Annotated in this window: 10 protein-coding genes and 1 pseudogene; 7 read left to right on the top strand and 4 right to left on the bottom strand. The window is 61.1% G+C overall.

Features of this window, described 5'->3' with window-relative positions; all coding sequences use genetic code 11:
• Window positions 1–3: 3 nt before the first annotated feature.
• A complete protein-coding gene (locus AB1781_10805) occupies window positions 4–1,452 on the bottom strand; it encodes a class I SAM-dependent methyltransferase (protein MEW5705055.1) in 1,449 nt (482 codons plus the stop codon).
• 107 nt (window positions 1,453–1,559) lie between these two features.
• Window positions 1,560–5,432, bottom strand: a complete 3,873-nt coding sequence (locus AB1781_10800) for a PAS domain S-box protein (protein ID MEW5705054.1) — start codon at window positions 5,430–5,432, stop codon at window positions 1,560–1,562.
• A gap of 252 nt (window positions 5,433–5,684) precedes the next feature.
• Here AB1781_10800 and AB1781_10795 point away from each other — a divergent pair, with 252 nt between their 5' ends.
• The 3 genes from AB1781_10795 to AB1781_10785 all read left to right on the top strand — a co-directional run bounded on the left by AB1781_10795 (window position 5,685) and on the right by AB1781_10785 (window position 8,076).
• Complete coding sequence (locus tag AB1781_10795) at window positions 5,685–6,995, top strand: ammonium transporter (protein MEW5705053.1); 1,311 nt, start codon at window positions 5,685–5,687, stop codon at window positions 6,993–6,995.
• Between the two features lie 43 nt (window positions 6,996–7,038).
• Window positions 7,039–7,377, top strand: a complete 339-nt coding sequence (locus tag AB1781_10790; GenBank protein ID MEW5705052.1) for a P-II family nitrogen regulator — start codon at window positions 7,039–7,041, stop codon at window positions 7,375–7,377.
• A gap of 192 nt (window positions 7,378–7,569) precedes the next feature.
• Window positions 7,570–8,076, top strand: coding sequence for an Hsp20/alpha crystallin family protein (locus AB1781_10785; GenBank protein MEW5705051.1), 507 nt, complete (start codon window positions 7,570–7,572; stop codon window positions 8,074–8,076).
• Between the two features lie 109 nt (window positions 8,077–8,185).
• On the opposite strand, the gene AB1781_10780 is transcribed toward AB1781_10785, so the two are convergent.
• Window positions 8,186–8,533, bottom strand: coding sequence for a hypothetical protein (locus AB1781_10780; protein MEW5705050.1), 348 nt, complete (start codon window positions 8,531–8,533; stop codon window positions 8,186–8,188).
• Window positions 8,534–8,671: 138 nt separating this feature from the next.
• Between AB1781_10780 and AB1781_10775 the strand changes: the two genes are divergently transcribed.
• From AB1781_10775 to AB1781_10760, 4 genes are all read left to right on the top strand, one after another.
• Window positions 8,672–11,899, top strand: coding sequence for a PAS domain S-box protein (locus AB1781_10775; GenBank protein ID MEW5705049.1), 3,228 nt, complete (start codon window positions 8,672–8,674; stop codon window positions 11,897–11,899).
• 135 nt (window positions 11,900–12,034) lie between these two features.
• Window positions 12,035–12,763: an SDR family oxidoreductase gene (locus tag AB1781_10770; protein MEW5705048.1), complete on the top strand. Its 729-nt coding sequence runs from the start codon at window positions 12,035–12,037 to the stop codon at window positions 12,761–12,763.
• Window positions 12,764–12,783: 20 nt separating this feature from the next.
• Window positions 12,784–13,515, top strand: a complete 732-nt coding sequence (locus AB1781_10765; protein MEW5705047.1) for an SDR family oxidoreductase — start codon at window positions 12,784–12,786, stop codon at window positions 13,513–13,515.
• A gap of 9 nt (window positions 13,516–13,524) precedes the next feature.
• The gene (locus tag AB1781_10760) at window positions 13,525–13,884 is read left to right on the top strand and encodes a DUF971 domain-containing protein (GenBank protein MEW5705046.1); all 360 of its coding nucleotides are present in this window, start codon (window positions 13,525–13,527) and stop codon (window positions 13,882–13,884) included.
• 14 nt (window positions 13,885–13,898) lie between these two features.
• Here AB1781_10760 and AB1781_10755 read toward each other — a convergent pair.
• Window positions 13,899–14,699, bottom strand: a pseudogene (locus AB1781_10755) (Mrp/NBP35 family ATP-binding protein).
• Between the last annotated feature and the right edge of the window lie 82 nt (window positions 14,700–14,781).

Genomic DNA, 14,781 nt, shown 5'->3' with positions numbered 1-14,781 from the left:
GGCTTACGGCTTCGGCCTTTGCAGATAAAGAAGCTGGATGCGGTCGGTGGCGTCCGACTTGATCGTCCGCGTCGCGGTCGGCAGGTCCCTTGCCAGGTCCGCGAGATCGGCTTCGGTCCGGTATACGAGAGACCAGTCGCACAAGAACTCGGCCGGCCATAAAAGCCCGTGTCGGCCCTTCTTGACGTTGCCGATCACGAGGCAACCGCCCGGCGCCAGTTGCTGGTAGAGGCTCTTTAGCAAGGTGCTGGCCTGCCGCGCGCTCAGGTAGTCGACAAGCCCGATCGCGTAGATGAGGTCCTGGGGGGGGATTTTTTCGAGAATTTTTTCGCCCTTCATCAACTGTACGAAGGCGACGTGCAGGCAATTGACGCTGGCTTGCCCGGCCAGGCGCAGCGTTTCCGGGTAGGTCCGTTCGTACGCTTGGGCTAGGGCCCGCTGATCCTGATCGATCAGCGTCAGGTGAACGGGATTGGGAAGATGGGCAAGCTTCAGGTAGTTCACGACTTCCTGGGCCGGGCCGCAGGCCAGATTCGTGATGTGGACGGGACCCGTCTTTCTGGCGACGACCTCGGCGATCGTTTGCTGCATCATCACCATGCGGTTGGCGATGCATTCCATTCCGTCGAGACCGACGCGGTGCAGCAACTTGCCGAAGGCGGTGGCGCCCTGCCGTCGCCAGGCATAGACGTAGTTCATGACCTCGTAGTCGCCGGGATAGCCTAAGGGCTTCTCGTAGCTTCGCTTCCAGATCGGCCCTTCGAGAAATTCCGGGGTCAGAACCAGTTCCGTGAAGCGTTTCGTTTGCCGGAGCGTTTCCGGGTCTTCGAGGGCGGGCTCTACGAGGGCGTTCGCCTGGTACCAGAGAGCCCGGCATTCAGGGAGAATCCGCTCCTCGCAGATCGAGAGGGCTTCGGCCATGCGAACATCGTCCGCTGGCGTGTGCGGGTTGGTTGGGCGGTCGAATTTATCAAGCGCCAGGCGGTAGCGGCGCAAAAGGTGCAGGACGTCAGCGACGAGTTGCCGGTACGCCGGGGCAATGCGGTCGTTTGCCGCCTCCAGGCCGCCCGCGAGTTCCTGCCGCAGGCACGCCTCGTCGTGCACCGAGACGAGCGCGGGGATATCCAGGTAGCCGTTGATGATCTGGAGCGCGACCTTGGTGCCGAACGGCGTCGGCTCGACGCGCCGGACGCGGCCCAGGCCTTCGTGCAGGACCGCATTGCCGAGACGAAGGCGAATGGGCAGTTCGGCGTCGATCTCGCCATGCCAGTCGTCCTGCCGACCGGCGAAGACGGCAAACCCGCTCATGCTCAGGTCATGGAGGGTAAAAGAAGAATGGTCAACCGTAACGTCGGGCAGCACCCGTCGAAACAAATCCCGGACCTTGTAGCGATCCGCGCGATAATGAATCCGTCGGCCGACCTCACCGACGAGCTCCCCATAGGCCTTCATCCTTCCCCCTTGCCGTTGAGGATGCTCCTTTTGTTAAGGAAACGTTAACCATTTGCGGCCCGGAAAGCAATTCGCTTTCCAGGCGAAAGAGGGCTTCTTTCATAGGGTTAGGAGGATGGCGCGGTGCGCGGGCGGTTGTCGGCTAGCACGGCGCGGATTTTCTGGGCGAGAACGTGCCTCCGATAGGGCTTCTCGACGAGGTCGGCCTTCAAATTGGCGATGCCGTCGCGGCCGGGAAATTCGGCCATATAGCCGGAGGTTAGAAGGACTTTGAGTTTCGGATAGCGTTCCTTGACCTGCCGCATGAGGTCGATGCCGCTCAGGCCACGCGGCAGCACGACGTCCGTGAAGAGCAGGTCAATTCTTCCCGAGTCGGTGGCCAGAATCTTCTGGGCGGAAAGGGCGTCCTCCGCCTCGATGACCCGGTAATTCAAGTCGGTCAGCAGGCGTTTCGCGAGACGCCGCATTTCGATGTCGTCCTCGACGAGAAGAATGGTTTCGCCTTCGCCTTGGAAGCGGTCCTTCGGCAGGGAAGGTGTAGCTGGCAGGCTCGGGCTTTTTTCGGTAGCCGGCAGGTAGACGCGTACGCGGGTGCCGGCGCCGGGCGCGCTTTCGATTCGAATGTGGCCGTTGGATTGCCGAATGAAGCCGTAGGCCACGCTGAGCCCAAGCCCGCTGCCCTTGCCGATCCCCTTCGTCGTGAAGAAGGGCTCGAACACACGCGCCAGATTCTCCTTCGGGATGCCGATGCCGTTGTCGCTCACGACAAGTGCGACGTAACGGCCGGCAGCAAGCTCGCCTTCCGTCAGTCCGGTCTCGGCGGCCGTGACGTTCCTGGTCGCGATCGTCAGCCGGCCGCCGTTCGGCATCGCGTCCTGGGCGTTTAAGGCGAGGTTCAGGATGGCGGTTTCCAGTTGGCTGGGGTCCACCATGACGGGCCAAAGCTCGTCGGCGAGTTCGATCCGGACTTCAACGGTCTTGGCCAGGCTGTGCTCGAACAGCTCGGTCATGCCGACGACCAGCCGGTTGAGGTTGGTCGGCTGCGGCGCCAGGTTCTGCTTGCGGGAGAAGATCAGCAGTCGCCGGATAAGCATGGCCCCCCGGTCCGCGGCGCCCAGCGCGCGGTTCGCCAGCTTTTGTACGGCTTCGTCCTTGACGCGTTCCTCCAGCAATTCCAGATTGCCGATAACGACTCCGAGAAGGTTGTTGAAATCATGGGCGATGCCGCCGGTCAGCTGTCCGATGGCCTCCATCTTTTGGGCGCGCCGGAATTTTTCCTCCGCTTCTTCCAGGGCGGTGATGTCCTGGAAGCCAGAGAGCACGACTTTTTCACCCTCAAGGGTGAGAAGGTGGCTGGCGAGAAGAACGGTCATCGGCGTGCCGTCCTTCCGCTTCAGCTGGAGTTCCAATCCCTGGACTTTGCCTTGTTCATGGACAAGCCGCATGATTTTATGCCGTTCCTCGGGATTCTGGTAGAAGGCGTGTATGTGCTTGCCGGTAATTTCCGACGCGGAGTCAAAACCGAACGTCCCCGCCGCGTGCGCGTTGGCGAAAATCACCTTGCCGTCGGAAACGTGCGCGATGACCAAGGGCATGGGCGCCCCTTCGACGACGGCGCGGAAGCGCCGCTCGCTTTCCCGCAGCGCGGCCTCGGCTTCCTTGAGTTCCGTCACGTCCTGAAGGACAGCGATCACCGCATCGTTGCCGTCGAAGTCAATGCGGCTATAGGAAGCGATCGCCGTCATCGGCGTGCCGTCCGGCCTTTTCAGCTTGATCTCGGTGTCGTGTAGATAACCTTTTTCCAGGATGCGGGTGACGGTGCCTTTTCGCTCTTTAGGGTTCTGGTAGCAATCCGCCCCGACCATCCCGGTCATCCGACCGGGGGGCAGGCCGAAATAGGCATTCATCCGGGGGTTGGCGTAAAGAATTCGACTGTCCGAGAGGCGGTTGATCGCGATCGGGATCGGCGCCTGCTCGGCGATCATCCGGAACCGCGCCTCGCTTTCCCGAAGCTTCGCCTCGATCTCCTTCCGTTGCGTGATGTCGCGGAAGGTCACGACGGTGCCCACCAGCTTGCCCTCCTTGTGTATGGGGGTGCTCGTGTATTCGACCGGGAAGCTTGTGCCGTCCTTCCGCCACAGGACATCGTCTTTCACGGTATGGCTGATGCCATCCCGCAACGTCAGGTGGATCGGACACCGTTCGGCCGGGTAAGGGGTGCTGTCGGGATGGCTGTGATGGATGCGCGCGTGCATCGGCCGGCCGATCAATTCCTCGACCGAATAGCCGACCATGCGGGCGGCGGCCGGGTTCACGAAGGTGGCGTTCCCGTTGGTGTCCAGGCCGTAGATTCCTTCGCCCACCGTTTCCAGGAGAAGGCGGATCTGCTCTTCGCGTTCGCGAAGGGCCTCCTCGGCCCGCTTGCGTTCCGTGATATCGATCCCGATGGAGACGATCTCGTTGGGTTTTCCATCCGGACCCATCAGCGGCGACTTCGTCGTCAGGAATTGCCGTGCCTCGCCCTTGAAAACGCGGATAACTTCGAAATTCTGCTTCGGTTTTCCGGTTCGGAGCAGTTCCTTGTCTTCCCGTTCGATTTCTGCGGGCCGCTCCGGATCGGCGCGGGGACGCTCAAAGTTCGTCTTGCCGACGACGTCTTCGCTTTTGATGCCCGAGCTAACTTCGTAATGCCTATTGAAGATCTTGTAGCGCCCATCGGCCCCTTTGATCGTGATGTAGATCGGGCTGTAATCGAGGATGCCCTGGAGCCGGCGCTGGCTTTCCTCGAGCGCCTGTTCGGCCTGCTTGCGTGCCGTGATGTCCATCGCGATTCCGCAGATCTCATTGGGTTGCCCGGCGGCATCGCGAAGCAGGAATTTCGTCACCAGAAAATGATGTTCTTCGCCGCCCTTGCTGCGCGTCGTTATGCGGTCCTGTTGCGGTTCGCCGGTCTTGATCAGTTCCCGGTCTTCTTCTTCGGTCTGTCGAACGACCGCAGGATTTCCAGGGTAGCGTTCGGCGATCGTCTTGCCGGAGATGTCTTCACTCTGTATGCCCAAATAGGCCGCATAATTTTTGTTGATGAGCTTGTAACGGCTATCGACCCCCTTGATGGAAATCAACAAGGGGCTGAAGTCGATAATTCCCTGAAACCGCCGATTGCTTTCCAGAAGGGCTTCCTCGATCCGCTTGCGTTCGGTCAGGTCATAGCACTGGACAACGAAGTGGCTCGGTTGATCGCGGGAATCCCGCACCAGGGATGCGGCCAGCAAGACCCAAACGGCGTGCCCCGCCTTGTGGATATAACGCTTCTCCATCTGGCAACTGGAAATTTCCCCATCCAGCATCTGCCTCGCCAAGGCAAGGTCTTTCTGCAAATCATCTTGGTGGGTAACCGCCTGGAAGTTGGTCGCAAGCAATTCCTCTTCGTCGTAGCCGACGATCGTGCAAAGCGCCTGGTTTACCTTTAGCCACGCGCCGTTGATGCCGACAATGGCCATGCCGTGCGGAGCGGCCTCGAAGGCGCCGCGGAAGCGTTTTTCGCTTTCCAGAAGGGCTTCTTGCGTGTGCTGGCGTTCCGTCGTGTCGCTGACGACCGTGAGAAGGGCGAGGTCTTCCTCGTAGACGATGGGGTTGGACGAGATGAGGGCAAGGATCACCTCGCCCGTGGCTTTCTTTAGCTCGATTTCATAATCACGAATGAAGCCTTTCTTCTCGAGAGTGGCGAGCACGGTCTTCCGCTTTTTCGGGGCGACATAGAATTCCGTGATCTTACGGCCGGTCAACGTCTCCGGCGGAAGGCCGAGGAGCGACCCGGCTTCCGAGTTGGCATAGAGAATCTCGCCGTCGTCGGCACGGGTAATGAAAAGCGGCACGGGTGCCGCCTTGACGACGGCGCGAAGCCGGCGTTCGCTTTCGTCCCGGCGGCGGCGTTTTTTTGGGTCGGGACGGATGGCGGGGTCGTGGGGGCTGATTTTCACCGACCGGCTCTTTCGGGAGGCGGATAGTTCGCGCGGTTCAAGGGCGTCAAGCCTTAAGGAAAATAGGCTAATTTCCGGTTAACGGTTTCAACCGGTACGGTGTAAGCGCGCTCAATGGCGGTTGCCGCCGACGGCTGGCGAACGGACCGGGGCCTTCCTTGTGTTCCCATCCAGATGTAGGGTATTTGGTAAATGCGCGCCGCCGCATGCAGCGGGAAACGGCCGCTAGGCCTGCGCTGTCAGGGGGGACACATGCCGATTCTGAAATCGAACCGTCTTTTTCATTGCCTTGTCGTTTTTCTTCTCTGCCTTTTGCCGATCCCCGCCCTTGCGGGAGAGGCGGTCTTAAGCGCCGGAAACACCGCGTGGATACTGACGTCCACTGCGCTCGTGTTGTTCATGACGCTGCCGGGACTGGCGCTTTTCTATGGCGGGCTCGTGCGGGCGGAAAACGTGCTTTCCGTCTTAATGCATTGCTTCGCGATCGTTTGCCTTGTTTCCGTCCTTTGGGTCGTGTGCGCCTACAGCATCGCCTTCGGGGACGGGGGGGCTGCGAACCAATGGTACGGCGGCTTCGGCAAGGCTTTTCTTTCCGGTGTCGGGTTCGACGCCATGTCGGGGGACATCCCGGAATCCCTCTTCGTCATGTTTCAGATGACCTTCGCCGTCATCACGCCGGCGCTGATCGTCGGCGCCTACCCGGAACGGATCAAGTTTTCCGCCGTCCTTCTGTTCAGCGGCTTCTGGCTTCTTCTCGTCTATGCGCCGGTCACCCATTGGATCTGGGGCGGCGGCTGGCTCGCCGAGCTTGGCGTGCGCGACTTCGCCGGCGGACTGGTCGTTCACGCGACGGCCGGCATCTCGGCTTTGGTGCTGGCGATCGCTCTGGGCGGCCGGAAGGGTTTTCCCGGCGAAGTGAAGCCGCCACACAGCCCCGGTATTACGATGATGGGTGCGGCCATGCTGTGGGTCGGCTGGTTCGGCTTCAACGCGGGTTCCGCGCTTGCCGCCAACGGCAACGCGGCGATGGCGATGACCGTGACCCACATTTCCGCGGCCACCGCTGCGTTGACCTGGATGGCGATCGAGTGGGTGAAGTATGGCAAGCCGAGCCTGATTGGCATCGTGACCGGCATGGTGGCGGGACTGGCGACGATTACGCCGGCTTCCGGCTATGTCGGTCCGCTGGGCGGGCTGGCGATCGGGTTTGCGGCCGGGCTGGTCTGCTCGTGGGCGGTTACCTTCATCAAGCAGAAGGTTCGCATCGATGATTCTCTCGACGTCTTCGCCGTTCACGGCGTCGGCGGCCTCCTCGGCATTCTGCTTACGGCCGTCTTCGCGTCCACGCAATTCGGCGGTCTCGGCCTGGCCGAAGGGGTTACGATCCTGGACCAGCTTTGGATTCAGCTCATCGGCTCTGCCGCCGTCATCGGCTGGACGGGCGTGGTGAGCGTCGTCCTTGTCCTTGTCCTTAAGGCCACCATCGGCCTTCGGGTCAGCGATCAGGAAGAGAGGGAAGGGCTCGACATCACCACCCACGGCGAAAGGGGTTACACCCTATGAGGGAGATGACGTCGCCAGCCATTTGGACAGGGGGGAAACGCGCATGAAACTCGTAATCGCCATCATCAAGCCGTTCAAGCTCGACGAAGTTCGCGAAGCGTTAACGGCTGTCGGCGTTCAGGGAATGACCGTTAGCGAAGTGAAGGGGTATGGCCGCCAGAAAGGCCATACGGAGATCTACCGCGGCGCCGAATACGCGGTGAGTTTCGTCCCGAAGGTGAAGATCGAGGCCGTTGTTGACGATGGGATCGCCGAACGGGTCGTGGAAGCGATTCACGACGCCGCCAAGACCGGCCAGATCGGCGACGGCAAGATTTTCGTCCTTGATGTGGGCCAGGCGATGCGCATCCGGACGGGCGAGATGGACGGTCAGGCCCTCTAGGCCGTTGCCGATCCGGCAAGCCTTCCGTGCCTGGTTGGCGCGGGGCGCGCATGGAAAAATTTCCATGCGGGAACTTGCGAAAAGACATTTGCCGCCTCCGGATTTTTTGGAAAACTCCTAACTTATGTATGGGTATTCCCCGCCGACCAAAGCGGGAAACGCATCCATAGGAATCCATAGGAGGAGGCAGACATGGCGAAAAAATCCGCACCTAAAACGGCGCCGGCCAGGGCGGGCGATATCCACCCCTTGCTTTCCTTGCGCGAGGGGATTGACCGCATGTTCGATGAGTTTCTTCACGGCTTTTCCGCGCCCAGTTTCTTCGGGGCTAATCTTGGCGGACGTCTTGGCCCGGTCTTTGGCGACGTCTTCCCGCGAATCGACATGAGCGAGACGGACAAGCAGGTTGAAATCACGGCTGAGCTGCCCGGCCTGGATGAAAAAGACGTTTCCGCGACCTTGTCGGACGGTTATCTCAACATCGCGGGCGAGAAGAAGATCGAGAGGGAGGAGAAGAAGAAGAACCGCTACCTGTCCGAACGGAGTTATGGCAGCTTCCGCCGGTCGTTCCGTTTGCCCGAGACGGTGGACGCGAACAAGATCGAGGCGACCTTCGAGAAGGGCGTCCTCAAGATCGTCCTCGCGAAACGGCCCGGCGCCGAGGCGACGGCGAAGACGATCAAGATTCGGCAAACCTAAACACGGCGCCGGACGAGACGAACTTTCTCCGGTTTGCGGGCGGAACGGCGGCGGGTAAAGGTCCAGCCGCCATCGCCACCGCCACCGCTTAATACATCTTTTACGTGTGTCATATAGAAACGACACGCGTAATTCGTGTAATTCTTTCGGTGGCGAAATGTTCCAATCGGTCGCATTTAAAGCGGAACGTGCCAAGCAGGCCCGTCGGAGGGTTCTTTTCTACGGGATTTTTGGAGGCAGTCTTGCCGCGGGCGTCTTTTTGCTGCCCGGCGGCGCGTGGACGCTTTTGCATGAAGTGCTCAGCGCGGGGGAAGGGGTTGCGGCGCTGCTGGCGTTCTTCATCAGCGCATTGATGCTGATTCGGTTTCAAGGCGAGAGAAGCAGCCCCTTTCTTTTCATCGGCGCCGGCTTCTTTGGCGCCGGTCTGCTGGACAGCTACTATATCCTCAGCCTTCATGGCCCCCTCGCAGACTTCCCTTCATCGGGGCATTCCGTAGGCGGGGCTTGGGACCGGACGGCCTCGGGCGTTCTGTTGGGGGGCGCGTTGTGGTTCAGTTGGCTGGCGTGGCACCCTGGCCTGCGAAAAAAAATCGCGTTGGTTCCAAAGGGTACCCTTTACCTTGTCGCAGGCGGGATAGCCCTGGCGTGCATCTATTTTTTCTCTTTCCTTCCCCTAACCCCCCTTCGCCCGGAAGAGGCCTCCCGGCTAGGGCTTGAAGCGTTCACCGCCGCCGGTTTTTTTCTGCTCGCCTTGGTGGGTTACCTTCGGAAAGGCGGCTGGCGGGAGGACGTTTTCGAACACTGGCTCGTGCTTTCCCTCCTTGTCGGCCTCGCTGGGCAACTCGCGCTGACGCCGTTTTCGGACCAGTCGCCCGCAACGGCATTTGCCGCCGCTCATGTGCTTGGGGCGGCAAGCTATAGCTTCGTGCTTGTCGGCCTGACCTTGAGTTTGAACGCGGTCTTCAGGGACGAGATAAAAAATCGGGCCTATCTGGACGCCATCGTTTCCAACGCGCCGGACGCCATCTTCAGTCTCGATGAAAGCGGCACCCTTCTTTCCTTCAACCAGGGAGGAGAAAAGATGTTTGGCCGTGTCGCCGAAGAGGTCATCGGCGAGAATATCCGGCTTCTCATGCCTTCCTTTCCTTCCGAGGACAACCTCCACGCCGAGGCCGGCGTCAGCGGCTTTCTCGGCGATCTGGCGAAAACGGGGGCGGTCGAGGCCAGCCACGAGGCGAAGGGCAAGCGGCGGGACGGTACGACCTTTCCGGTCGGGCTCACCATCAACGAGATGTGGATCAAGGGAAGGGTTCTGTTCGTCGGGGTTGCCCGTGACATCACCGAACGCAAGCGCATGGAAACGAAGCTGCGCGAAGGCGACCGCCAGCTTCAGGGCATCCTGGATTCGGCCCCCCTTTGCATATCCCTGAAGGACATTGGCGGCCGCTACAAATGGGTCAACCGGCGCCAGCAGGAGATTTTCGGCATCAATGCCAAGGCGTGGCGGGGAAAGACGATTCGCGAGGTGTACCCGGAACTTGGCGACTGGGCGGAGCAAAGCGAGCGGATCGCGCTGGCCACCCTCGACGTTCCCGAGGGGAACGAAGTCGTCATCAAGGTAAAAGGCGTTTCGCGAACCTTCTTGCAGACGAGTTTCGTCCTGAAGGACGTGGGCGGCTGGCCCGCCGAGATTTGCAGCATCGCCTCCGATATTACGGAGCGCAAGCAGATGGAACGTGTGCTTGCCTTGCACGCGGGCGAGACCCAGCGCATAACCCGGCAACTTGTGGAAAGCGAAAAGCGGTTGCAGGTGGTTCTGGACACCGCCGCCACCGGTATCATCACCTTCGACGGGGACGGCGTGATCGAAAGTTTCAACCCGGCAGCCGAACAGATTTTTGGTTACGCGGCGGAGAAAATCATCGGCCAGAACTTTCTTGTCTTAATGCCGTTGGCCGATTGCGAAGAATATATCGGCTATTTGGATCGGCACCGTGGGGCAAAGGAAAACCGAGTTCTCAGCCGGGGCTGGGAGGCCCGGGGGCGGCGCCAGGACGACACCGAATTTCCCATGCATCTCGCCCTTAGCCTGGCCGTACTGGAAACCGACGGGAAGGCCATTTTCACGGCCATCGTCACCGATATCACGAAACGGCAGCGCGCCGAGCAGGCGTTGAGGGCCGCGAAAGAGACGGCCGAGATCGCTACCCGCACGAAGTCCGAATTCCTTGCCGTTATGAGTCACGAAATCCGCACCCCGATGAACGGCGTGATCGGCATGTCCGGTCTGTTGCTGGAGACGAAACTCGACGACGAACAGCGTCAATACGCGGAAACGATCCGCCAATCCGCCGACAGCCTGCTGACGATTATCAACGACATCCTCGACTTCTCGAAACTGGAGGCGGGCAAGCTCGCCCTCGAAGTGATAGATTTTGACCTTGTTGAACTCGTTGAAGACGTTGGCGAATTGCTGGGTCTCCAAGCCACGGGGAAAGGGATCGATTTCCTGACGTTCTTCGCGCCGGACGTGCCCTCCCATGTCCGCGGCGATCAAGCCCGGCTGCGGCAGGTGCTGATGAATCTGGTCGGCAACGCGATCAAATTCACGGCAGGAGGATCGGTCGCGGTCAGTATCAGCCTGTTGAGCGACACAAAGAAGAAATTCTGCCTGCGATTCGAAGTGACGGACACCGGGATCGGAATCCAACGGAAGGCGCAGGATCAATTGTTCCAGAGATTCACCCAGGCCGATTCCTCGACGACGCGCCGCTATGGCGGCACCGGCCTGGGTCTGGCGATCTGCAAGCAGCTTGTCACGCTCATGAATGGTCGGATCGGCGTGGACAGCGCGCCCGGCGATGGCAGCACCTTCTGGTTCGAAATTCAGGTCGGGCACCCGAAAAAAAGAAGGCGGTCGCTGGTCCTGCCGCTCGAAAGCCTTTCGAATTTGCGGGTGCTGGTTGTGGACGATTCGAAATTGAACCGGCGTATCTTACAAAAGCAGTTTGAATCCTGGGGGATGCAGGTGGTCTGCGTCGAAAGCGGCAAGGCGGCGCTGAATATCCTGGCCGATGCGGAGCAACGCAAGCCGGCCTTCGACATCGCCATCCTCGACCACATGATGCCGGGGATGGACGGCGAGGAACTCGGCAGGCGCATTCGCAAGTGCGGGGAACTCGCCGGGATGAAGCTCGCCCTTGCCACGTCGGCCGGCCTTCGCAAGGAAACCGCCCATTTCCGCTCGATCGGGTTCGACGTTTGCCTCACGAAGCCGGTCTTTCAGTCCCTTTTGTTCGACACCATCGCCCATCTGTGCGGCCGGGCGATATCGGAAGGCTGCGCCGCGGCCGATGTGAGCGATAAAGAGCGCGCCCAGGCCAAAGCGCCGTCGCCTTCGCGTTCTCTGCGCATCCTTCTGGCCGAGGACAATCAGGTAAACCAGCTCTTGGCTTCCGTGATGCTGCAAAGGAAAGGCCATCGCGTGGACGCGGTCGGCAACGGCATCGAGGCGGTCAAGGCCGTCCAGTCGATTCCTTACGATCTCGTCCTCATGGATGTGCAGATGCCGGAAATGGATGGCCTGGAGGCAACGGCGAAGATCCGGTCCTTGCCCGGCGATCTCGCCCGCATCCCCATCATCGCCCTGACGGCGAACGCAATGAAGGGCGACCGCGAGAAGTACCTGGCGGCCGGCATGAACGATTACATTTCGAAGCCGATCGACGAGGCAAAACTGCACGGCGCCCTGGCGCGCTGGAGCGGTGCCCCCGGCAAAAAATCGGGGGATGCCCTGGCGGCGCGCAAGACCGGAAGTGCCTGAAACGGCATCCGGTCTGGCTTCTTGAAGGGGGCCTTGGGGCGGCGGTCCCGATACCCTTTTGCCATCCCGACTTTCCCTCCGAACCATTTTGTGAATACTTAATGCAAGGCCCGCAAAGCATGCGGGGGAGGGGTCATGAAAAAGAAAATTTGCATCGTCACCCATGTCACGAGCGGCGTCGGCCAGGGCAGCGCGGACGCGTTGGCAAAGACGGGTGCGACCGTCGTCGTCAACGATCGCCGCTTCCAGAAGGCGGCCGACCACAAGGCCTATGCGAAAAAGCATCCCAAGCTCCACGTGACGAAGACTCTCGATCCGGAGACGTTGGTCGCCGAGGTCGTGAAGAAACACGGTCGGGTGGACGTCGTGGTTTCGAACGCCTTGAGCGCCCACGAGCCCGCCATCATCGAGAAGACGAAACCGGCGGCATTGCAGGCCTATCTGGATAGGCTGGCCATCGAGCCGTTCCGGCTGGCGAAGGCGGCGGTCTTTCACATGCGGAAGCGGAAGTCGGGCAAGATCATCTTCGTGACCTCGAATGGCCCCCGGCGCGGGCTTGCCAAGCACACCGCCTATTGCGCGGCGCAAGGCACGGCAAACGCGCTGATGATCTCGATGGCCGAGGAACTTGCCGACGCCAACGTTCAAGTGAACGCCATCGGGTTGGACGAATCGATCCGACCGACCTATTTTCCGAAGGAGATGATGGGAGAAACGACGGCCGAGACGACGATCTACCTCAAGAACAAGCCCATGCGGAAGGCAAAACCGCAGGAGGCCGGCGGGCTCGTCGCCTTTCTTGCTTCCGAAGGCTCGGATTTCGTGACCGGGCAGGTCATTCCGTTCACCGGCGGGTGGGCCTGAGGAAAAAACGGGAGGAAACGGTGGCGAATAGCAAAGTCTGCCTGCTCACCCATATCACCGGCTATGGCGGCCCGGCCGCCACCAAGGCGCTTCTGGCGGGCGGCGCGACCGTGCTGGGCAGCGACCGCAGCTTCGCAAACGCGAAGGATCGCCAGGCCTTCGCCGCGGCGAACCCGAGGGTCGAAATCGTCACCGGGCTCGCGCCGGAAAAACAGGTCGCGGAAGTCGTCAAACGGCACGGCCGGATCGACCTTCTTTTCAGCAACAATTTCGTGCCGCTCTTTCCTTCGGCGATCGAGACGGCGAGCCTCGAGGTTTTCCAGGATTATCTGGACGGCCTCACGATCGAGCCTTTCCGCGTCGCCCGCGCCGCCATCCCCCACATGAAGAAGCAAAAATCCGGCAAGATCGTCTTCATGACGTCGGCCGGGCCGGTCAAGGGCCTGCCGAATCTGGCGACCTATTGCGCGGCGCGCGGCGGGGCGAGCGCGATGATGCGGGCGTTGGCCATGGAGGTGGCGGACGCCAACATCCAGGTGAACGCGATCGGGCCGAACTATGCCGAAAACCCAACCTATTTCCCGAAGGAAATTCTGGGCACGGATTTCATGCGGAAACTGGTTCGGGAGAGCTGCCCGATCAAGCGGTACGCGAGGCCGGAGGAGCTGGAGGAGCTGGTCGGCTATCTTGCCTCGGAGCGTTCGAACTTCTTCACCGGCCAACTCATCCATTTCTGCGGCGGCTGGGTCTAAGAGGTAAAGATGGCGCGCGCCTGGCCAGCCGAAATCCGGCACAAAACGCAAGAAAAAGCCCTCGAAATCGATTTCGATGACGGGAAGACCTTTGTCTTCCCGGCGGAATTCCTGCGCATCAATAGCCCTTCCGCTGAGATGCGCGGGCACGGGGCGGGCGAGGAAAAATTGATCGGCGGGCGCCGGCATGTCGGCATCCTGAACGTGACGCCGGTTGGCAACTACGCGATCCAGATTGCTTTCGACGACCTGCACGATACCGGCATCTATTCGTGGGATTACCTGTACGAGCTTGGAAACCGCCACCGGGAAATCTGGCAGCGTTACCTTGACCGGCTGGAGAAGGAAGGCCTAAGCCGCGACCCTTGAGCGGGTGCGGCGTGCTACTGGACGACGATTCGCGGCGCCTTCCGCCCCGTGCCCTCCGCCGCGGCGATCTTTTCGAGCAGGCGGTCGGCGATTGCCATGTAGGCGCGGGCCTCGGGGCTGTCCGGGGTTTTGGCGACGATGGGCGTGCCGGCGTCCGACGTCTCCCGGATCGCAATCTCAAGCGGTATTTCGCCCAGGAAATCGATGCCAAGCTCCCGCGCTGCCGTTGCCGCCCCGCCATGGCCGAAAATGTCCGACCGGCCGTCGCAGCTTGGGCATAGGAAGTAGCTCATATTCTCCACCAGGCCGAAGATCGGCACGTTCACCTTCCGGAACATGGCGATCCCTTTCCGCGTATCGAGAAGGGCGATGTCCTGGGGCGTCGAGACGGCAACGGCACCCGTCAGGGGAATGCGCTGCGTGATACTGAGCTGGGCGTCGCCGGTGCCGGGCGGCATGTCGAGGACCAGCACGTCCAGCTCTCCCCATGCGACATCCCGGATCAGGTTCTCGATCGCCCCCATCACCATGGCGCCGCGCCAGATCATGGGCGTGTCCTCGGCGACGAAGAAGCCGATCGACATGCAGCCAATGCCGTGGCTTTGCATCGGGTCGAGGTGCTTGCCGTCGGTGGAGCCGGGTTTTCCCCGAATCCCGAGCAGCCGCGGCAGGGACGGCCCGTAAATGTCCGCATCGAGCATCGCCACGCGTCGCCCGCGCCGTGCCATGCCGACCGCCAGGTTGACGGCCGTTGTTGATTTGCCGACGCCGCCCTTTGCCGAGGAAACGGCGATAACGGCGCGAATGCCGGGAAGCGGGGTTGTCGGCTGTGTGCTGTCTGCCATTTTCGTGAACCCCGTTTGTGACCCCGAGGTTGAGGCCGCCGCGTTGCCTGCG

Source organism: Pseudomonadota bacterium (assembly GCA_040752895.1).
In the GTDB taxonomy this organism is placed as follows: domain Bacteria; phylum Pseudomonadota; class Alphaproteobacteria.
This window is presented reverse-complemented; position numbering and strand designations above follow the sequence as displayed.

Coding starts and splice junctions, on each gene's coding strand:
- AB1781_10780 (MEW5705050.1), bottom strand. CDS start 8,533: ATGAAGGCTGAGGATATAGTAGCTGTCCAGCAGACCGGCGCCAAAGAA.
- AB1781_10790 (MEW5705052.1), top strand. CDS start 7,039: ATGAAACTCGTAATCGCCATCATCAAGCCGTTCAAGCTCGACGAAGTT.
- AB1781_10805 (MEW5705055.1), bottom strand. CDS start 1,452: ATGAAGGCCTATGGGGAGCTCGTCGGTGAGGTCGGCCGACGGATTCAT.
- AB1781_10760 (MEW5705046.1), top strand. CDS start 13,525: ATGGCGCGCGCCTGGCCAGCCGAAATCCGGCACAAAACGCAAGAAAAA.
- AB1781_10770 (MEW5705048.1), top strand. CDS start 12,035: ATGAAAAAGAAAATTTGCATCGTCACCCATGTCACGAGCGGCGTCGGC.
- AB1781_10795 (MEW5705053.1), top strand. CDS start 5,685: ATGCCGATTCTGAAATCGAACCGTCTTTTTCATTGCCTTGTCGTTTTT.
- AB1781_10785 (MEW5705051.1), top strand. CDS start 7,570: ATGGCGAAAAAATCCGCACCTAAAACGGCGCCGGCCAGGGCGGGCGAT.